At 66.2% G+C, this 18,522-nt stretch carries 21 protein-coding genes; 5 read left to right on the top strand and 16 right to left on the bottom strand.

All coding sequences use genetic code 11. The features are described 5' to 3' along the window. Window positions 1–13: 13 nt before the first annotated feature. From A3Q7_RS0108920 to A3Q7_RS0108960, 9 genes are read right to left on the bottom strand one after another with little or no spacing between them, the layout of a single operon-like run. Window positions 14–793 (bottom strand): SDR family NAD(P)-dependent oxidoreductase, encoded by a 780-nt coding sequence (locus A3Q7_RS0108920; protein WP_026224644.1) that lies wholly within the window; start codon window positions 791–793, stop codon window positions 14–16. After that, the gene (locus A3Q7_RS0108925; protein WP_232417883.1) at window positions 793–1,371 is read right to left on the bottom strand and encodes a DUF3833 domain-containing protein; all 579 of its coding nucleotides are present in this window, start codon (window positions 1,369–1,371) and stop codon (window positions 793–795) included. The genes A3Q7_RS0108920 and A3Q7_RS0108925 overlap by 1 nt, the downstream gene beginning before the upstream one ends. Beyond that, window positions 1,368–2,612: an MFS transporter gene (locus tag A3Q7_RS0108930; RefSeq protein WP_018411525.1), complete on the bottom strand. Its 1,245-nt coding sequence runs from the start codon at window positions 2,610–2,612 to the stop codon at window positions 1,368–1,370. The genes A3Q7_RS0108925 and A3Q7_RS0108930 overlap by 4 nt, the downstream gene beginning before the upstream one ends. After that, entirely contained in the window at window positions 2,609–3,157 is a 549-nt protein-coding gene (locus tag A3Q7_RS0108935) for a chalcone isomerase family protein (protein ID WP_018411526.1), read from the bottom strand. Before A3Q7_RS0108935 ends, A3Q7_RS0108930 begins: the two co-directional genes overlap by 4 nt. Next, complete coding sequence (locus A3Q7_RS0108940; protein ID WP_018411527.1) at window positions 3,154–4,368, bottom strand: SAM-dependent methyltransferase; 1,215 nt, start codon at window positions 4,366–4,368, stop codon at window positions 3,154–3,156. Before A3Q7_RS0108940 ends, A3Q7_RS0108935 begins: the two co-directional genes overlap by 4 nt. Further along, entirely contained in the window at window positions 4,365–5,132 is a 768-nt protein-coding gene (locus A3Q7_RS0108945) for a DUF1365 domain-containing protein (RefSeq protein WP_026224645.1), read from the bottom strand. Before A3Q7_RS0108945 ends, A3Q7_RS0108940 begins: the two co-directional genes overlap by 4 nt. Then, complete coding sequence (locus A3Q7_RS0108950; protein WP_051079185.1) at window positions 5,129–6,412, bottom strand: NAD(P)/FAD-dependent oxidoreductase; 1,284 nt, start codon at window positions 6,410–6,412, stop codon at window positions 5,129–5,131. The genes A3Q7_RS0108945 and A3Q7_RS0108950 overlap by 4 nt, the downstream gene beginning before the upstream one ends. A gap of 31 nt (window positions 6,413–6,443) precedes the next feature. Then, window positions 6,444–7,016 carry a glutathione peroxidase gene (locus tag A3Q7_RS0108955; RefSeq protein ID WP_018411530.1) on the bottom strand — a complete coding sequence of 191 codons (573 nt, stop codon included), beginning with the start codon at window positions 7,014–7,016 and terminating at the stop codon, window positions 6,444–6,446. Continuing rightward, window positions 7,003–7,272, bottom strand: a complete 270-nt coding sequence (locus A3Q7_RS0108960) for a hypothetical protein (RefSeq protein WP_018411531.1) — start codon at window positions 7,270–7,272, stop codon at window positions 7,003–7,005. Before A3Q7_RS0108960 ends, A3Q7_RS0108955 begins: the two co-directional genes overlap by 14 nt. 98 nt (window positions 7,273–7,370) lie before the next feature. Between A3Q7_RS0108960 and A3Q7_RS0108965 the strand changes: the two genes are divergently transcribed. The 3 genes from A3Q7_RS0108965 to A3Q7_RS0108975 all read left to right on the top strand — a co-directional run bounded on the left by A3Q7_RS0108965 (window position 7,371) and on the right by A3Q7_RS0108975 (window position 9,762). Then, window positions 7,371–8,282, top strand: a complete 912-nt coding sequence (locus A3Q7_RS0108965) for a MerR family transcriptional regulator (RefSeq protein WP_018411532.1) — start codon at window positions 7,371–7,373, stop codon at window positions 8,280–8,282. Window positions 8,283–8,443: 161 nt separating this feature from the next. Beyond that, on the top strand, window positions 8,444–9,274 hold the full coding sequence (locus A3Q7_RS0108970; RefSeq protein ID WP_018411533.1) for a ferritin family protein: 831 nt from the start codon (window positions 8,444–8,446) through the stop codon (window positions 9,272–9,274). Next, the gene (locus A3Q7_RS0108975; RefSeq protein ID WP_018411534.1) at window positions 9,274–9,762 is read left to right on the top strand and encodes an adenylyltransferase/cytidyltransferase family protein; all 489 of its coding nucleotides are present in this window, start codon (window positions 9,274–9,276) and stop codon (window positions 9,760–9,762) included. Before A3Q7_RS0108970 ends, A3Q7_RS0108975 begins: the two co-directional genes overlap by 1 nt. Window positions 9,763–9,840: 78 nt before the next feature. Here A3Q7_RS0108975 and A3Q7_RS0108980 read toward each other — a convergent pair whose 3' ends face one another. After that, window positions 9,841–10,500, bottom strand: coding sequence for a PEP-CTERM sorting domain-containing protein (locus A3Q7_RS0108980; RefSeq protein ID WP_018411535.1), 660 nt, complete (start codon window positions 10,498–10,500; stop codon window positions 9,841–9,843). 521 nt (window positions 10,501–11,021) lie between these two features. Between A3Q7_RS0108980 and A3Q7_RS0108985 the strand changes: the two genes are divergently transcribed. Together A3Q7_RS0108985 and A3Q7_RS19675 are read left to right on the top strand one after the other, a co-directional pair. Then, window positions 11,022–11,657 carry a choice-of-anchor R domain-containing protein gene (locus A3Q7_RS0108985; protein ID WP_018411536.1) on the top strand — a complete coding sequence of 212 codons (636 nt, stop codon included), beginning with the start codon at window positions 11,022–11,024 and terminating at the stop codon, window positions 11,655–11,657. A gap of 17 nt (window positions 11,658–11,674) precedes the next feature. After that, window positions 11,675–12,523 (top strand): dioxygenase family protein, encoded by an 849-nt coding sequence (locus A3Q7_RS19675; protein ID WP_018411537.1) that lies wholly within the window; start codon window positions 11,675–11,677, stop codon window positions 12,521–12,523. 174 nt (window positions 12,524–12,697) lie between these two features. Here A3Q7_RS19675 and A3Q7_RS19680 read toward each other — a convergent pair whose 3' ends face one another. The 6 genes from A3Q7_RS19680 to A3Q7_RS0109020 all read right to left on the bottom strand — a co-directional run bounded on the left by A3Q7_RS19680 (window position 12,698) and on the right by A3Q7_RS0109020 (window position 18,507). Continuing rightward, the gene (locus A3Q7_RS19680) at window positions 12,698–13,897 is read right to left on the bottom strand and encodes an ATP-binding protein (protein ID WP_018411538.1); all 1,200 of its coding nucleotides are present in this window, start codon (window positions 13,895–13,897) and stop codon (window positions 12,698–12,700) included. Continuing rightward, window positions 13,894–14,601 carry a response regulator transcription factor gene (locus A3Q7_RS0109000; protein ID WP_026224647.1) on the bottom strand — a complete coding sequence of 236 codons (708 nt, stop codon included), beginning with the start codon at window positions 14,599–14,601 and terminating at the stop codon, window positions 13,894–13,896. The genes A3Q7_RS19680 and A3Q7_RS0109000 overlap by 4 nt, the downstream gene beginning before the upstream one ends. A gap of 169 nt (window positions 14,602–14,770) precedes the next feature. After that, window positions 14,771–15,487: an EF-hand domain-containing protein gene (locus tag A3Q7_RS0109005; RefSeq protein ID WP_018411540.1), complete on the bottom strand. Its 717-nt coding sequence runs from the start codon at window positions 15,485–15,487 to the stop codon at window positions 14,771–14,773. Between the two features lie 316 nt (window positions 15,488–15,803). Beyond that, the gene (locus A3Q7_RS0109010; protein WP_018411541.1) at window positions 15,804–17,135 is read right to left on the bottom strand and encodes a HAMP domain-containing sensor histidine kinase; all 1,332 of its coding nucleotides are present in this window, start codon (window positions 17,133–17,135) and stop codon (window positions 15,804–15,806) included. Between the two features lie 4 nt (window positions 17,136–17,139). Next, window positions 17,140–17,832 carry a response regulator transcription factor gene (locus tag A3Q7_RS0109015; protein WP_026224648.1) on the bottom strand — a complete coding sequence of 231 codons (693 nt, stop codon included), beginning with the start codon at window positions 17,830–17,832 and terminating at the stop codon, window positions 17,140–17,142. A 264-nt stretch (window positions 17,833–18,096) separates the two neighbouring features. Continuing rightward, complete coding sequence (locus A3Q7_RS0109020) at window positions 18,097–18,507, bottom strand: globin family protein (protein ID WP_018411543.1); 411 nt, start codon at window positions 18,505–18,507, stop codon at window positions 18,097–18,099. Window positions 18,508–18,522 lie beyond the last annotated feature (15 nt).

The raw sequence follows: 18,522 nt of genomic DNA on the forward strand, positions 1-18,522 counted from the left end.
GGGCCATCCGACCCTATAGTCCGGTGAGACGGCGCACCGCTGCGAAGTACAGCCGGTAGGGCAGGATGCGCAGCAGACGCAGCCACAAGGTGAAGCGCTTCGGAAAATGGATGTGGAAGCGGCCGTCGGCCAGTCCGCCGAGAATGTGCGTCGCCGCCTGTTCCGGACTGATGAGCGCCGGCATCGCGAAGTCGTTCTGTGCGGTGAGCGGTGTTTCGACGAAGCCGGGGCAGACCAGGTGCACGCCCAGGCCGCGCGGCCGCACGTCCATGTAGAGCGTCTCGGCGAAATTGATCAGCGCCGCCTTGCTCGCACCATAGATGAGCGACTTGGGCAGCCCGCGATAGCCGGCCACGCTGGACACGATGACCAGCGCGCCGGCGCCCCGTTCCAGCATGCCGGGCAGCAGCGCGGCGCAGCCGTGCATGACCGCACCAATATTCAGCCGCAGCGTGTCGTCGATGTCGGCGTCGTCCAGCTCCCAGGCGCGTACCGGCGCATAGCGGGCGGCGAGGAAGAACACCGCATCCAGCCCACCCCACGCGTCGTGCAGTGTGCGCACCGCCGCGCGCAAGGCGGCCGGGTCGGAAGCATCCAGCGGCAGCACTGTCGCATCCGCCGACGCCGCGGCAAGCTCGCGCAGGCGGTCGGCGCTGCGCGCCGACAGGGCCACACGCGCACCGGCCGCGATCAGGCGCTGTGCCAGCGCGGCACCTATGCCGGTCGATGCGCCGACGATCCAGACGCGTCGACCGACCCAGTCATGCAGCGGCGGGTTGTCCGGCGAGAACATCATCCACCCTCGCGCGTGAACGACAGCGTCACTTCGCCCAGATGAACGCCAAACTTGCTCATTGCCGAGCGGTTGAGCATCACCTTGTCGTCGATCAGATACATCCAGTCGTCGAAATCGACGTTGTACACCTTGTCATCCACCGGCAGGGCCAGCACATAGCGCCAGCGCAGCGCATTGCCACTGGCTTCGCCGGCTGCCTCGCCCACCACATCGTCGGCGCGGCCACTGTAGCGGCCGCCACCCAGATGCTTCAGCGTCCAGACACGTCGGCTGTTCGTGCCGTCACTCCACTCGAAGCGCTCGTCCAGCGTGCCGGTGTCGCCCTGCCAGGACGCATCGATGCGCACGACAAAGCGCTTGATCACTTCGCCGCTGCGATCCTGGAACATGCCCCAGCCGGTGATGCGGCCGTTGAAGTACTCGCGCAGGTCCAGCGCCGGCTTCTGCGCCGCATAGCGGTCCGGCTGCACGCCTCCGCACCCGGCCAGCACAGCGAGTCCGATCACCGACAGCAAGCGACACAGCGCCCTCCTCCAGCCACCGAAAGACTCTTGCGTTTCCATGTCATCCATCATGTCGACTCTCCTTCGATTGTGGGTGCGCACCACCACAGCAGCGCTGCGGCGGCCCCCTTCAGCACCAGGGGCAACAAGGCGTAGACCGCGGTCAGCGCCGCGCGTCCCGCAGCGTCGGGCGAACCCGGCGCGTAGCCGAGCAGCGCCAGCAGTGGCAAGGCCAGACCAGCGGCAAGAGCGAGATTGAGCTTGGTCACGAAAGTCCACACGCCAAAGCTGCCGCCGGCAGACAGACGTTCCTTCGGGTCGCCTATCAGGCCGGCCAGCATTGCGGGCGGCAAGGCCAGATCGGCGCCCAGTGCCACGCCGGAACCGATGCAGATGAGCGCGAACGCGACCAGATCACCCGGTCCCAGCGTGCCGGCCCAGGCGAAGGCGACGATGGCCAGCAGCATGGACCCCAGCCAGGCACGCGCGCGGCCGTAGCGGTCCGCCAGCCGGGTCCACAGCGGCAAGGCGCAGATGCCGGCGATGAAGTAGAGCCCCAGAAACAGACCTTCGTGCTGCGACGCCTGCAGCAGATCGGCGACGAAGAACAGCACCAGCGTAGCCGGCACTGCGGACGCGATGCCGTTGAGAGCGAATACCGCGACCAGCAGGCGGAAGCGCCGATGCGCGAGCACCCCGCCGAGCACGCGGCCGAGCGCCTGTCCGTCCGGCGCCGGTCGCCGATCGGGCACGCCGGAAGCCGACAGCAAGGCGGCCAGCGCCAGCCAGGGAAGCCAGTACAGCACCGCCCGCCACAAGCCGGTGGGCGCGTCCGCGGCAAGCAGGCCCGGTGCGATGGAAGCGGTGATCACGCCGATCAGTCCCCAGCCCTCGCGCGCAGCCGCAAGCCGCGTGGCCAGCGATGACGAGGACGACAGCTCGGCTCCCCATGCTGCGTAGTTGATGCTCGCCAGGCTGTAGCCGGCATAGACCAGCAGCAAGGACCCGACCAGCCACAGCAGTGGATCGATGCCCGCCGCCGGTCGCACCAGCAGCAGCAGACCGGCCGCCAGCGGGAGCAGCCCGAGCAGCACCAGCAGGCGCCGGCTCCGCGCCCGATCACTGATGGCGCCGATCAGCGGATCCGCCAGCGCGTCGAGCAGACGCGCGCCGAACAGCACCGCGCCCAGCGCACCGAGCGCGACACCGAAATGTTCCGCGTACAGTTTGGGGATATGCACATAGATCGGCAGCGCCGCGGCCGACAACGGCGCACCCAGTGCGCCGTAGCTCAGGATCTGCCGCGGCGTCACTTGCTCTGCGCGGCGTCGGCGAGCAGGCGCGCGCGCAGGTCGGGCTCGCGGGTGCGCGGATCCAGCCAGATCGCAAAGAAGGCGTCCGACAGCGCACGATCCTCGATGGCCGGCAGCGCGCGGCCCTGATGGAAGAAGCGTGCGCTGCCATCGGGCAGCTTCACGCCGGTGATCACCTCGCCGGCCTTCACGTCCGGAAAGATGCTCGACAACACCTCCAGCCAACGCGCAATGCGGGCCTCGTCCTTCTCGCCAAGGCGGCGGATCTCGTCGATACTCGCGCGAGCAAGCCGTACACCGTCGAAATCGCGCGCGTAGCGCAGGCTCAGTGCGAAGCCGCCATCCAGGCTGAAGCGCCCGCCCTCCGCCCACAGTGTGGCGTCATACAGCTTCAGGCCGAACCATCGCATTTCACCACTGCCGAGTTGGCGGAGATCGGCGAGCAGATCCGCCGCCCCGGCAGGCGGCCGGGCCTGCACCGGCGCAGCCAGCGCGCCGAGCATCAGGCAGAGCATCGCGATCGCACGTCGGCGCAGGGCATTCATGGCTTGACCAGATGGAATTGGTGCACGTCTATGGATCCGGCACGGAATCCCGCTTCGCAGTAGGCCAGATAGAAGCGCCACAGGCGCTGGAACGGGCTATCGAAGCCGAGCGCACGCAATGCGTCGCCGCGCGCGTCGAAGCGCTCACGCCATCGGGCCAGCGTGATCGCGTAGTCGATGCCGAAGCGATGGTTCTCGCGGACCGCAAGCCCAGCCTTTTCCGCCTGTGCGCAAAACACCGATGGCGAGGGCAGCATGCCGCCCGGAAAGATGTACTGCTGGATGAAGTCGGTGCCCCGCCGATAGCGCGAAAAAAGGCCGTCGGCGATGCTGATGGTCTGTATCATCGCCTCGCCGCCCACCGTCAGAAGATTGTGCAGCTTGCGGAAGTAGGTCGGCCACCAGCGCTCGCCCACCGCTTCCAGCATTTCGATCGACACGATGCGGCTCACATGGCCTCTGAGGTCGCGGTAGTCGCACAGTTCGAACGACGCGCGGTCGGCGAATCCGCCGCGCTGCGCACGCTCGCGCGCCCATTCGAGTTGCGCCGGCGACAGCGTGATGCCGTGCACCGGCGAGCCGAATTCGGTGGCCGCCACTTCGGCGAACCCGCCCCAGCCACACCCGATCTCGATCACCGGCTGCGAGGATGTCAGCCGCAGCGCGCGCGCGATGCGCCGATACTTGGCACGCTGTGCGGCCTGCAGGTCGCGCCGCTCATCGCCTTCGAACAGCGCACTGGAATAGGTCATGCTCGGGTCCAGCCACTGCGCGTAGAAATCATTGCCCAGATCGTAATGGGCCATGATGTTGCGGCGACTGCCCCGTCGCGTATTGGCGCGCAGCATGTGGCGTACGCGTGCCAGCGCCAGTGCCAGCAGATTGCCATGCACGGCCTGCTCGAGCACGTCGCGGTTGGCGGCAAACAGGGTGAGCACCCGCCCCAGGTCGTCGCAGTCCCACAGTCCGTCGAAATAGGCCTCACCCAGTCCGATGTCGCCGCGCGCGATCACCCGTTCGAACACCGACCAGTCGTGCACACGCATTTCGACCGGCTCGCCATGGTGACCGAAGGACAGCATTTCCCCGTTGGGAAGGGACAGCAGCAGCCAGCCGTGTGTCAGACCTTCAAGCATCCGGCACACGTGGCGCGCATCGCCCGGCAGCGGGCTGCGTCGTTCAAGCACTGAAACGGCATCGGGCTGATTCATCGCGTCAGATCCTGTAGCGGTGGATGAGGTTTGCGGAAGAAGGGCACGCGCGCGCGCCACAGATGGAAAGCCTGCACATGGATGCGCGCGATGACAGCAAGCGTCATCAGCGGGTGCGCGAGCAGAGCTGCGACGGCGCTGCGACGGGTCAGCGGCCGGGCGCGGCCGGACAGTCGAGTGACCAGTCCGGCCTGCTCGCCGTCATGGTAGTCGATCGCCACGGCATGAAATGCCCCTCTCTGCTGGAAGCGGAATCGATAGCGTCCGCTGACCGGAAAGAAGGGCGAGACGTGGAACACCTTGCGGGTTTCCATCCATTCGCCCGGCGCGATCGGCCGCCCGTCCGGATGAGCAACCAGATAATTGTGCCGCTCGCCGAAGGTGTTGCTCACCTCGCACAGCACGGCGCGCAGTGCGCCGGCACGGTCATGACAGAACCAGAAGCTCACCGGGTTGAACACATAGCCGAACAGCCGCGGCAGCGTCTGCAGCACCACATCGCCGTCGGCGCACGCCAGACCTTCACGCTGCAGCACGCCGCGTATCCAGGGCAGCGGGTGACTGCCGTCGCGCGCGCCATGATCACGGTAATGGAAGGACATCGGCGCCCAGCGATTCACGGCCAGCATCGGCACAGGCATGCTGCCGAGATGCTCCAGCCTGATGCGCAGGAAGAACAGCCGGTAGGCGAAGCGGGTGCGTACCGGCGCGGATCGCGCATGCATCACCGCACCCCGGCATATGTCCACGCCGGAGGCGTTCATGCCGCGACCATCTCCGCCGCCCTGCCCCACGGCACGCTGGCACCCAGCGCCTGCGCCACGCGCACTGCCGACGACAGTCCGTCCTCGTGGAATCCGTATCCGGTCCAGGCGCCGCAGAACCATATCCGGTCGCGTCCCTGGATATCGCCCAGCCGCGCCTGCGCATCGATGGCCGGCCGGTCGAACACCGGATGATCGTAGTCCATACGTGCGATCACGCGCTCCTGTGCCGGCTCGATGAAAGGATTCAGCGACACGATGACCGGTTGCCTGAACGGCAGCGGCTGCAGCTTGTTCATCAGGTAGGACACGCTGACCGGTCGCTGATCCGGCGCTCCGCGACCGGCGAGGTAGTTCCATGACGACCAGACGCGGCGATTGCGCGGCAGCAAGGCGGTATCGGTGTGCAGCACCGCGTGGTTGGGCTGATAGCGGATCGCCGAAAGGATGCCTCGCTCGTCGTGCGTTGCATGGTCTGCCAGCAGCGCAAGCGCCTGGTCCGAGTGGCAGGCGAGCACCACCTGGTCGAAGCGCTCGCGCTCATCGCCCGCGGCCACCAGCACGCCCTCTGCGCCGCGCTGGACAGCGCGCACCGGTGCGCCGCGGCGGACATCGGCGAGCTGCGCCGCGATGCGCTTCACGTATTCGCGCGAACCGCCGCGCACGGTGAGCCATTGCGGCCGGTCATTCACGCGCAACAGGCCGTGGTTGTGGCAGAAGCGCGCAAAAGTGGCGACCGGATACGCGAGCATGGTGCGGGTCGGGCAGGACCAGATCGCGGCGGCCATAGGCAGCAGATACCAGTCGCGGAATGCCTCGCTGTATGCGTGCCGGGTCAGGAATTCGCCCAGGGACACCTCCTCTGCGCGCCCCTCGGCCGCCATCGCAGTGACCTGACTGTTGAAGCGCATGATGTCCTGCAGCATGCGCCAGAACCGCGGACGCGCCAGATTGGCCGGTTGCGCGAACACGGTGGCGAGATTGGTGCCGGCCCATTCGACGTCCGGGTGCTGCAGGCTCACGCCGAATGACATGTCACTGTCGGCGATCGGAATGCCCAGATGGCCGAACAGCCCGCACAGATGCGGATAGGTCACCCGGTTGAACGCGATGAAGCCGGTGTCGACCGGATGACCGATACCGTCCAGCTCGACATCCAGCGTGTTGGAATGCCCGCCCAGCCGCTCTTCCTGCTCGAACAGGGTCACGCTGTGATCGCGTGACAGCAGCCAGGCCGCGGACAGACCGGAAATGCCGGCGCCGACCACCGCAATCTTCATGAACGCTTCCTCGACCGCTGAGCCCATGGCGTCATTGCGAGCTCCCTGCCAGAGCGGCTTCGATCTCGCGCACCAGCACCTTCGAATCCGGCGACACGATGCTGGAAAAGGCGGTGACCGTGCGGCCGTCGCGCCCGATCAGATACTTGTGGAAATTCCACCCCGGCTCGGAACCGGTCGCCTTCACCAGATCGACGTAAAAGGGGTGACGCTGCGCGCCCCTGACCGAAGTCTTGCTGAACATCGGAAACTTCACGCCATAAGTCATGCTGCAGAACTCGGCGATTTCCCTGTCGCTGCCGGGCTCCTGGTTTGCAAAGTCGTTGGACGGGAAACCGAGCACCGTGAGGCCGCGCTTCCCGTACGTTTCCTGCAGCTTTTCCAGGCCGGCGTACTGCCCGGTGAAACCGCACCGGCTTGCCGTGTTCACCACCAGCAGCACGCGGCCCTTGTACTCGCACAGCGAGCGCGGCTTGCCATCCAGCAGACCGGGGATGCTGCGGTCGAGCAGTGCCGGGCAATTCTCGGCGGACAGGGACGTGGACACCGGCAGCAGTGTCAGCAGAAGGGCGCTGATGAGCTGCCTGCAATCAGCGCGACGCACGGCTGGGCTCGCAGCAGCGGGATGACGCGGAGGCGTGAGCCGGAACGACGAAATAGGGGCCGGTGACCGCGCGGTGCAATGCGATCAGGGTGGCTGTCGCACCGCTCGCCGCCGGCGCGGCCGGCGCCTGCAGCGCCGGAGGCGCATGCGTGCGGTCGACCGCATCTTCCGACGACGATACGGCGGCGTGGGCCACCACGCACGAAAGGGTGAGCGCCGGACTCAGGCAGGCGAGCGGAAGGAAACGGGTACTCATGTGATGACTCCCCTTTTGTCCTGGACAAAACAGGACCAAGTCCGTAATCTAGAGTCCGAAAGTGTTCAAGTCAACAATTTGTCCAGGACAAAACAAAGGTGAGCGTCACCGGACTTGGTCTCCTCAACATCAGCGCAGTCGAACGCGAAACCGGACTGGCAAAGGACACGTTGCGCGTCTGGGAGCGTCGCTATGGTTTTCCCAAGCCGGCGCGGGATGAAGCCGGCGAGCGTCTGTACACCCAGGAGGACGTGAACCGCTTGCGCCTGATCCGTAGATTGATCGATCAGGGCTGGCGGCCAGGCAAATTGCTGTCGGCGAGCCACTCGGAACTTCAGGCCATCGTCGATGCCGAGCGGAGCGCACGGGTACCTGCGCTGCTGTCCGGAGAAACGCTGGAAGCCATCCGCCGCCACGACGTTGACGGCCTGCGCGCCGTATTCCAGCGCACCCTGCTCGACCAGGGGCTGCAGGGTCTGGTGACCGGCCTGATCGCACCACTGAATGTGGATATCGGGGAAGCCTGGATGCGCGGCGAGCTGGGCGTACCGGACGAACACTTCTACACCGAGCAGGTGCAGAATTTCCTGCGCGGCGCGCTTTCGAGCTATCCCCGTCCGGTCCGGTCGCCGCGCGTGCTGCTCACCACATTGCCGGAAGAGGAACATGCGCTCGGTCTCATCATGGCCGAGGTGATGCTGCTCACCGAGGGCGTACAGTGCTGTTCGCTCGGGCCGCGCATGCCCCTTGCCGACATCAGGACCTCGGCCGCCACCGTGGGCGCGGACATCGTGGCGCTGTCCTTCAGTGCGGCCTTCCCGGTCCGGCAGGCGATAGCGGGCGTGCGCACTTTGCGCCAGTTGCTGCCGGAAAGTGTCGCGATCTGGGTCGGAGGCGCCGGCGCGCGCGACAAATTGCGCAGCGAAACCGGCATTCAGATCATCCGTTCCATAGACGATGTCGTGCCGGCCGTCGCCGCCTGGCGCGTCGCGAACGGCGCGGCCACCTGACCGGATTCCGCCGGCTGCAAGCAGGCGCACGAATTCCCCGCTGTTCCATCGATCGCATCGGCGCGCAGCGTGATCCAATCGCGCCCGTACCTTTTCTTCCCCTGTCATCGGCGTGTCGTCCGCATGCGTACAATGCGCCTTTACTCAGGAGCCGCCCCCCAATGCTCTACCCAGAACTGTTCAAGTCGCTCGAGTCCGCACGCTGGGACATGTCACGCGACGTGCCCTGGGACAGTTTCGACGCATCGCTGCTGTCCGACGAACAGGCACTCACCATCAAGATGAATGCCATCACCGAGTGGTCGGCGCTGCCCGCCACCGAAATGTTCCTGCGCGACAACCGCAATGACTCGGATTTCTCTGCCTTCATGTCCATCTGGTTCTACGAGGAACAGAAGCACGCCCTGGTGCTGATGGAATACCTGCAGCGCTTCCGGCCCGACATGGCCCCCACCGAAGCCGAGTTGCACGAGGTGCGCTTCGAGTTCGATCCCGCTCCGGCGCTGGAAACCCTGATGCTGCATTTCTGCGGCGAGGTGCGCCTGACCCAGTGGTACCGCCGCGCGGCGGAATGGCATACGGAACCGGTGATCAAGCACATCTACGACCTGCTGTCGCGTGATGAGGCCCGCCACGGCGGTGCGTATCTGAAGTACATGAAACGAGCGATCGAACAGGCGGGAGACGCCGCGCGCGCCGCCTTCAGCAAGATCGGCATGCTGATGGCCGCGAGCGGGCGTGCCGGCAAGCCCCTGCATCCGACCAATCTGCATGTGAACAAGCAGCTCTATCCGCGCGACACCGTGCAGTCGCGCCTGCCCGATCCGGACTGGCTGGAGCACTGGCTGGACCAGCAGATCCGCTTCGACAAGGACTGCGAGGCGCGCGTGGTGGGTGGCATCCTGCGCAACCTGAGCTCGCTGTTCGGCGAAACCTTCAAGACGGTGGGCGACCTGAACCGTTTCCGCAAGCAGTACGCGGGTGCCGCCTGATGCGGGGCGGCACGCCTTCGTTCGAATCCAGGCTGTGCCCGCCCGACGAGCTGCCCGCCCGACGCGCGGCGCTGCCGGGGCCGGTGGTGTTCACGAATGGCTGTTTCGACATCCTGCACCGCGGTCACGTCACCTGCCTGGCACAGGCACGCGCGCTGGGCGCTTCGCTCATCGTCGCGCTGAACACCGATGCATCGGTCAGACGCCAGGGCAAGGGTGAGGACCGCCCGGTCAATGCGCTGGAGGACCGTGCCGCGGTCATAGCGGCTCTGGAATCGGTGAGTCTGGTCACCTGGTTCGACGCGGACACGCCGCTCGATCTCATCGTCGCCTGCGCGCCCGATGTGCTGGTCAAGGGCGGCGACTGGCCGGTCGAGCATATCGTCGGTGCGCATGAAGTGCTGGCGCGCGGCGGTCGGGTGGAATCCATCGCGTTCGAGCATGAACGTTCGACCACCGCGCTGCTGCGCAGGATACGCAGTCTGTGAGCACATCGTGCGCGCTCCGGCGTGCGCCGGAACGCGCCGCGGCGGGCACCGCTGCGGCAGAGCCCGCCAGCCGCAGGGTCAAACCATGAAACGACGGCGTGCGCGGTAGGCCACCAGCGCCAGACCGGCCAGCATCAGGGCATGCACTTCAGGTTCCGGCACCGCGGCAACCTGGTCGATCTGGAATGCCAGCATCTGCGAGAAGCCGATACCGAAAGTCAGCGTGTAATCGGTGACCGCAACGCCCAGCGACGACAGATCCCACTCATTGCGGAAATAGTCGCTCGCGCCACCGGTGAGCACACTTTCGGCGAGCGTGCCGGCGATGGACTGGCTGCCACCGTTGTAGCTGAGCGTGAGGCTGAAATCGGTCCCGCTGAAGTTGTTGATGATGCCCTGGAACACCAGCGTGCCGGCGAGCGCATCGACCGTCGTGTCGGTGAAGGTGAACGTCGATGCCCCGCCATACAGTCCGAAGCCAGCCGGATAGTGATCTCCGCTCACCAGCGTGAATACCGCATCGCCCGAACCGGCGACATTGGAACCGGTTCCGGCCGCCAGTTCATCGCTGGTCAGCGCGCCGCCGGTGCGGTTGCGGTTCAGTTCGTTCCATCCGTCGAAGGACAGCGAGGATGCCGGATCGATGAACTGCGCATGGGTGGTGCTGGCCTGTGACGCGGCGGAAGCCGCGAGCAGTGCAGTGACGAGCAGCGAACGTACGAGAGGAATGTGAGTCATGGTTGTCTCCGCGGGATCTGCTGACAGCGCATGCGCCGGCGCCCGCACGCCCCCGTATCGACGGGGACTGCCGGCACATGGGCTGTCAACAGACCCATGAGTGTTGTCGTCTTGTGCCGGCCTGGCCTTTTCTGGTCGCTGGGAGGCAATCCTTGATGACATCATCGTTTCAGCCAGGGCCGCGACGATGATGACCGCCCGCATCAATCATCCATCCAAATGCGAACGATTCGCATTCTAATCTTATTGCCGTACGCGTCAACATCGGCGCAGACATTTCTGCGTGAATCGGGATACCGTCCCGCCACGCCCGCGCGCGCCGTGTCCGCCGGTGCAGTTTCAGGTACCGCTCATCGAGTGCGCAGCACGCGGCACGGCTACATCGGTTTACGCATGTGTCGGCGCCGACACGAAACAGGCACACCCCGGACAAACGGCTGACCCAGGCTTGCGTACAGTCACGGTGCGTTCCGGCTGACGCGCGCCGCGACTCTTCCAACCGATCCGCTCAAGGAGAGTCCATGCTGCCCGAACCATATCGTCGCAAACGACCGGCGCTGAACGCGCTGGCGTGTGCATTCGCCCTGATGGCCAGCGCCGAAGCCGCGCAGGCCGACACACTCGCCAACACCCTTGATGCCACGGCGTCCGGCGCAAGCTTGAGCGTCAGTGCCAGCGACTGGCTGGCCATCAGCTTCCAGACCGGAGATGTCGCGTACGCAGGCACCGGATTGCTGGCGTCGCTCGCGCTGAGCAATGTGAGCGGAACACCGCAGTTGAGTCTGTATTCGAGCTATGGCGACAGCTACGGCAGCGATCTCATCCCGTCTTCCGCCCTCGCCACCTTCAGTCTGAGCGCCAGCGACGACGACAGCACCGACTTCACGCTCGCCAGCGTATCTCTCTCCGCTCATACCACTTACTGGCTGGTGCTGAGCAGTCCCGGATCGGCGGACTGGTCATGGTCCGCCGACGGCAGCTACGACGGCGTGCTGGCAAGCAGCGACGATGCGGGCGACACCTGGTTCACCGAAGGCAGCCTGTACCCGGTCCGCTTCGCGGTCAGCACGGTCGCCGTACCCGAACCTTCCTCCGCCGCCCTCATGCTGGTCGGCATGACAACGCTGGCCGGCGTCGCTCGCCGCCGCTTCCGGTAAAACATGAAGGGACTGACATGACGAACAAGATCGATGCCGCGCGCCGATTGCTGCTGCGCAACGGCGCCGCCACCGGCGCACTGATGATGGCCAGCCCGCTGGTACGGGCTGCAGCCGGAGACACCTCGACCGTGGAGGTGACCGAAGGCCCCTACTTCATCGACGAACTGCTGAACCGCTCCGACATCCGCTCGAGTACATCGACCGGCTTGGTGCAGGACGGACTGCTCATGCTGCTCACGATCACGGTGTCCGAACTCGATACCGACACCGGGGTGGTAAAGCCACTGACCGGTGCCTATGTCGACATCTGGCACTGCAACGCGCTGGGTGTGTATTCGGACGTCTCGGCGGCACAGCAGGGAACCGATGCCACCGGCCAGAACTTCCTGCGCGGCTACCAGGTGACCGACCGCCAGGGCAAGGTGAAATTCCGGACCATCTATCCGGGCTGGTATCTGCCGCGCGCGCCACACATCCACGCCAAGGTTCGCCAGTTCTCCGGCACCGACACCACGCTCGAGTTCACCACCCAGTTCGCACTTGACGATGAACTGAGCAACACCATCTACACCACGCTCGCGCCTTACACCACCAAGGGCGCCACGAGCTACACGAATGACATCGATCAGGTATTCACCGGCGACAACAGCTGTACCTCGGGCGCCCTGGCCGGCGATTCGCTGCATCTGAAACTGACGCGCGCGGAAAAGTACGTCACCGGCAGCTTCAACATCCTGATCGACAGTGCCGCTCGCTGCACCAGTACGGAAACAGGCAGCGGCGGCGGTGGTGGCACGCCGCCCGGTGGTGGCGACATGCCACCTGGCGGAGGCGGCACGCCACCCGGACAGCCGCCGGCCTGAGGCGGTCGCCCGGGCACGCAGGGCCGGGCGAACCACGGGTGCAGCAGCCGGGAAGCCCCCGGAATTGATGCGCTCAGCGCTCGCTGCCCGCCCACTGACCGCCGGACGGACGAGAAGGGCGACGATGCGTTGATCCGGGGTCGCCGGCACGCTGCGCCCTTGAGTGACCCGAGGTCAATGCGGGCGCGCCGAGTGCGGCTCCCAGAGAATGCTGGCTCGCAACCCGCCACCCGCCCGGTTGCTCAGTGACAGGCGGGCGCCGATGCGGCACGCCATCTCGCGCGCGATGTACAGACCGAGCCCGCTGCCGCCGGTGTCACGGCTGCGCGAGTCCTCCAGGCGCAGGAAGGGTTCACACACCCTCTTCAGGTCGGCCTCGGGTATGCCCGGACCGTCATCATCGACATGCAGGCCCACTTCGCCATCGGCTGCGCGCGTCAGCGAAAGCCTTGCGCAGTGGCCGTAGCGCAGCGCATTGCCAACCAGATTGTCGAGGATGCGACGCAGCGCGACCGGTTCGCTTGAGATGGCCACCGGAATGCCGCGGCAACTCACCGGCAATCCCTGTTCGACCGCGTCGTCACAGGCGGCCTGCATGAGCGCATCGAGATCGACCACCGTAAAGGCACCGACCGCAGGCGAAAGGGCCTCCAGCGCATCCTGCAACAGGCGATCGATCTCGCCGATGTCGGCGGCGAAACGCGCCGCCATGTCGGCATCCTGCAACTGTTCGGCGCGCATGCGCATGCGCGCAAGCGGCGTCCTTACATCGTGCGATAGCGCCGCGGTGAGCAGCCTTCGCTGTCTGAGCTGGCTGTGGATGCGATCTACCATGCGATTGAATACACGCGCCACGCGTCTTACCTCGCGACTGCCTCGTCTCTCGTCCAGTCGCGTCAGTTCATCCTGCAATGCCCCCTCATCGTTCAGCGCATCCGCCGCGGCCGCCAGTTCGTGCATCGGTCGTGTCAGCCAGCGTGCGCCGTACCAGGCCACGAGACCGATCAGCAACACGCGGATCGCATAATCGGTGAGCAGCGCATCGAGCGGAAGACCCGGCGCCGCACCTGAGCGACCAGGCGGGCGGTGCTCGTCCGCATCAGGCGACGACCAGGGCGGCAGCGACGGCAGGGGCGGCAGATGCGCAGCACGCATGCGCTCGCCATCGGGTGGGCGATCCGGCCCGGGAGGGACCGGGCGTGCGGCGACCGAATCGGTCGCCGCGGCAGATGGAGGAGGACGCGGCGCCATGTTTCCCGGCCGGATCAGGTCGAATGCGGCATAGGCAACAAGATGGCTGCCTGCCAGTCCCAGCCACATCAGGGCGAAGAAGCGCAGGAAGAGCGTATCCGGCAGCCTTTCCCTCAAGCTCATGCGCCGCCCGCGCCGTCGAACAGATACCCCTCGCCGCGCACGGTGCGGATGAGCCCGCCATCGCGCGCCGCATCGCCCAGTTTCTGACGCAGGCGCGATACCGACAGATCGATGCTGCGATCACTGACATCAATGCCCGGAGCCCGGGTCAGTTCGAGCAGTTGTTCGCGACTCAGCACGCGTCCGGGGCGCTCGACAAAAGCACTCAGCAGACGAAACTCGGCGGCCGACAGGCTGACCTGCACACCCGCGGGAGAGCGCAGCTCGCGACGCATGCGGTCGAAGGTCCAGCCGGCGAACCGCACATGCTGTTCCACGGCGTCGAGCGCCGAGCCGGTGCCGTGGCGAACCCGGCGAACGCGCGCATGAATGCGTGCCACCAGTTCACGCGGATCGAATGGCTTCGTGATGTAGTCATCCGCACCAAGTTCCAGACCGAGCACGCGGCTCACCGGATCGCCGCGCGCGCTCAGCATGATGACCGGCACCGCGAATGAGGACCGCAAGGCACGACACAGGTTGAAGCCATCCTCGCCGGGCAGCATGCAGTCGAGCAGCACCACGTCGACGCGCTCACGCTCCAGCAGCGCAAGCAGACGGCGCCCGTCGGCAAGCACCGTCACCCGCATTGCAAAGTCCCGCAGGTATCCGCCGACCGATTCACGCAGTTGCGCATCGTCATCGACCAGCACGCAATGAATCATCCATCCCTCCCCTTCCGTTCGCCTTCCTCCATTACGCACGGCAGTATGCGCGATATGGATGAACGTTCATGGATGGCGCGAGCGCTCAGGCGGCCACGCGCATGCGGTCGCCACCCGTACCGCCCTGCATGCCGCGTCCCGCCATCGGCGCGGGACGCGGTCACCCTGCTCAGGCGCTCACCGACAGCGTGGCGGCGCTGCTGTCGTTGCTGCTTTCATTGCCGCTGTACTGTTTCAGCATTTCCAGCACGCGTGCCAGCATGCGTTCCTCACGCTGCGCGTCGTCCGGCGGTGCCGGACGGCTGGATGCGGCATCGCCGGATTCGCTGCTCTGGCTTTCACGATAGGCCTGTGCCTCCTGGAAGGTGACCTTGCCGTCCTGATTGGCATCCGCCTCTTCGAAGGATTCCGCCAGTGACGACAGCTCGCTGGCCATGGTCGTGTTGCCGGACGCCTCGGCCTCTTCGGCCATGGTGCTCAACTGGTCCACGGTCAGACCTTCGTCCTCGCCCTGCGCACCGCCCATGCCGCCGGGCGGTGGCGGCGGCGGACGGTTGCCCATGGCCTCGCCGACGCGCGCCGCGCCGAAGCTGTCCTCGAGCTGCTCGGCCACCTTCTGCAGCAGGCTGCTCAGTTCCTGTTCGGTCACCTTGCCGTCGCTGTCCGCGTCCATGGTGCTGAACAGGGATTCCGCCGAACCCGCGCTGTCCGAAGACTCGAGCGCGGACGACAGGTCACTGGCTTCGATATAGCCCTTGCCGCTGGTATCCAGCATCGCGAAAAGCTCGGAGGCCATATTCGCTGCATCGGGCTTCTGCGAACGCGAGGCAGCCTGGCTGGAGTACATCGACGACGCGATGCTGCTGCCTATGCCTGAAATGCTCATGAGATCACTCCCCAAGTAGGTTGGGCGTGCACGGCTGTGTACGCCTTGGCTCACATGGCAAGTTATCGGCCGGCACGCCCGATCCACGCGGCCGGAAAACGTAAAAGCTCGGCAATCCACGTAAAGAATCCGGTCCGCTGCACGGCCATTTCTTTACACATGCCGGCGCGGCCGGGACGCGGCCCGAACACCGCGATACGAAGCGGCAGCATTCGCCGGTGGGGGGCATGCGCGCATGCCCTGGTGCACCGGGAATTACGCTGAAGCACGAGGGTGTGCAGGCAAAAGCTGCCGCAGGCGTGCGTGTAAAGATGCGTCACGCGTCGGTGCGCAGCAGTATGTCGATCTGCAGTCCGCCCCCGGCAGGCAGGCAGGCGGTGATGCGCCCGCCGTGCGCCTCGACGGCACGGCGGGAAATGGACAGGCCCAGACCCGTGCCGTCACGGGTCGAGGGCTGGATGCGCACGAAAGGATCGAATATGCGCTGCAGCGCGACAGTCGGCACACCGGGGCCATGGTCACGCACCGAAAGATGCAGCGTGTCACCGGCACTCAGCAGCGCCACCGTCACGGTGCCCCGATCCGGAGAGAACTTGATCGCATTGCGCAGCACATTGTCGATGGCGCGAGCGATCAGCGCACGATGTCCGGTCACGCTGCCCGTCGAGGCAGCGGGCGCAATCGAAAGCTCCAGGGCGATCAGGCGTGCGGCCGCTTCGAAACGCGCGTCGTCCACGCGCTCCCGCAGCACGTCGGCAACGCATACTGGCTGCGACACGGTGTGCTCGGCGTCGTGCTCGAGTCGGGACAGGCCAAGCAGTTCGCCCACCAGTGCATCGAGCTGCATCATGTCACGCTCGACCCGCTCGAACATTTCATCCCGCCGTGCCGGGTCCTGGCGCGCAAGACCGATGGCCGCAGCCATGCGCGCAAGAGGCGAGCGCAGTTCGTGCGACACGTCGTGCAGCAGGCTGCGCTGGGCGCCGAGCAGAGACTGTAAGCGCTCGGCCATGCGGTCGAAGCCACGACCGAGGTCGGCGATCTCGTCCCGCCGCCGCCCCATGAGCGGCGCGGTGCGCACCGACAGATCACCGCTGGCGATGGCATCGAATGCCCGGCTCAGATGCCGTGCCGGTCGCGCCAGATAGGCGGCGAGCCCGGCGCTGGTCGCCAGTGCAGCGATCAACAGGCCGACAATTTCCATCACCGGCGGGGGGGGCATGGGCAGGCCGCGCGGCGGGGGCGGCAAGCCCTCCACCGGTGGTCCGCCATCGGCCCGAGGCGGTCGTGCATCGCGTGAGGGCGACACCACGGTCCACAGTCCATCGGCGAGCTGCACCGGAATGCCGTCGGCGCGCTGTTCATCGGACACGGTTCGTCCCAGCAACTCATGTCCGTCCGGGGCCAGCACCAGGGGCACGGCCCCGCCCCGCGCCCGCCACCCGGCGAGCACGCGCGCCGCCGCTTCCGTCTCTCCGGACACCACGATCTGGTGGATCACCTCGGTAGCGAAGCGCGGGCTGGGCGGCGGTCGCCCCTGCCCTCCCGCCTGCCCGCGCAACAAGGAAAAGGCCAGCGCCATCAAGCCACCTGCCAGCAGGCCCGCCAGCAGGAAGGACAGGAACAGCTTCCAGAACAGCCTGCCCACGCGCCTACTCGCGCACCAGCTGGTAACCCACGCCGCGCACGGTCTGAATCAGCGGCCGCCCCCCTGTGAGTGGCGAGAGCTTCTGCCGGATTGCGCTGATATGCACGTCGATATTGCGGTCGTAAGGTCCCATCGGCCGTCCGAGCGCCATCAAGGAAAGATCGTTCTTGGACACCACGTTTCCGGCATGACGGGCAAGCGCCTCGATCAGGCCGTACTCGGAGCTGGTCAGCGCCAGCACGGTGTGTCCGTATTCGGCCACCCTGCGTTGCGGCCACACCACGAGCGCACCCACCATCAACGCGTCGTCGGTTGCGCCGGCCACCCTCTGTGCGGGCGACATGCGCCGCAGGATGGCCTTGAGCCGGGCCACCAGTTCGCGCGGCGTGCATGGCTTCTGCACGTAATCGTCCGCACCGAGTTCGAGCGCCAGCACGCAGTCGATGTCATCACCACGGGCCGTCAGCATCAGCACCGGCACGCCGGAAAAAGTCCGCAGGCGCCGCAGCACTTCGATACCGGACATGCCCGGCATCATCACGTCGAGCACGACGATATCCACCTGCCCGCCGGACAGTCTGGCGAGAGCGGACTCTCCGTCGCCGGCACGCTCTACGGCGAAGCCTTCGAGCTCGACATAGTCGCCCAGCATCGATGACAGCTCGTCATCGTCGTCAACCAGAAGCACGCGCGAAATCTGCACCTGTATCCCCCGCAGAGAAGTTCGTGTCGGGACGCGCGCGCTCGTGACCGAGAAAGCCTCGCGAGCGCATCGGAACAGCACGCGATCGGTGCGCCGGCACACGCATCTCCCGGCGGATGGTAGCGGAGTCCGTGGCGAAAGGAACAGTGACCGCCTGCGTAGCCCTCTCGCCCTCGCATTGCGACGGGCGATGGCGGAGCGCGGAGGTGCAGCGACGGACATCCGCCGGCCTGCGCGGATGTCCGTCTTGCCCCTGCATCAGGCGCTTGCGGCCGCCTCCTTCATCACGCCGGCGATCACGCCATACGCGCCCGCCCATACGTCCTTCACCTCGGGCGTAAAGGCCTCCCCAAGCCCTTTCTCCAGCGTCCACAGCAGCGCCGCACCGACCGTGTCGTAGTGTGCATCCTTGACGCCATAGGCGACGTGGCGACGGCCCATGTCCTGCAGGATGGGCACCATGGTGTCGAGTTTATCCACACCGTTCACCACGGTATTGATGGCAGCCATGAGCTTGCGTCCCTGCTCCTTCATGTCGCCCTTGAACAGCGGCTTTACCGCCGGGTCCATCTCGAACAGCTTGCCGTAGAAAAGTTCGGCCGCGGTGTCCTTGATCGGGACCACCTTGGCCCACGACGATTTCAACAGTTCGATCTGCTGTGCATTCATTTCCTTACCCCTTCC

It is taken from the genome of Methyloversatilis thermotolerans (genome assembly GCF_000372885.1).
GTDB classification, from domain to species: domain Bacteria; phylum Pseudomonadota; class Gammaproteobacteria; order Burkholderiales; family Rhodocyclaceae; genus Methyloversatilis; species Methyloversatilis thermotolerans.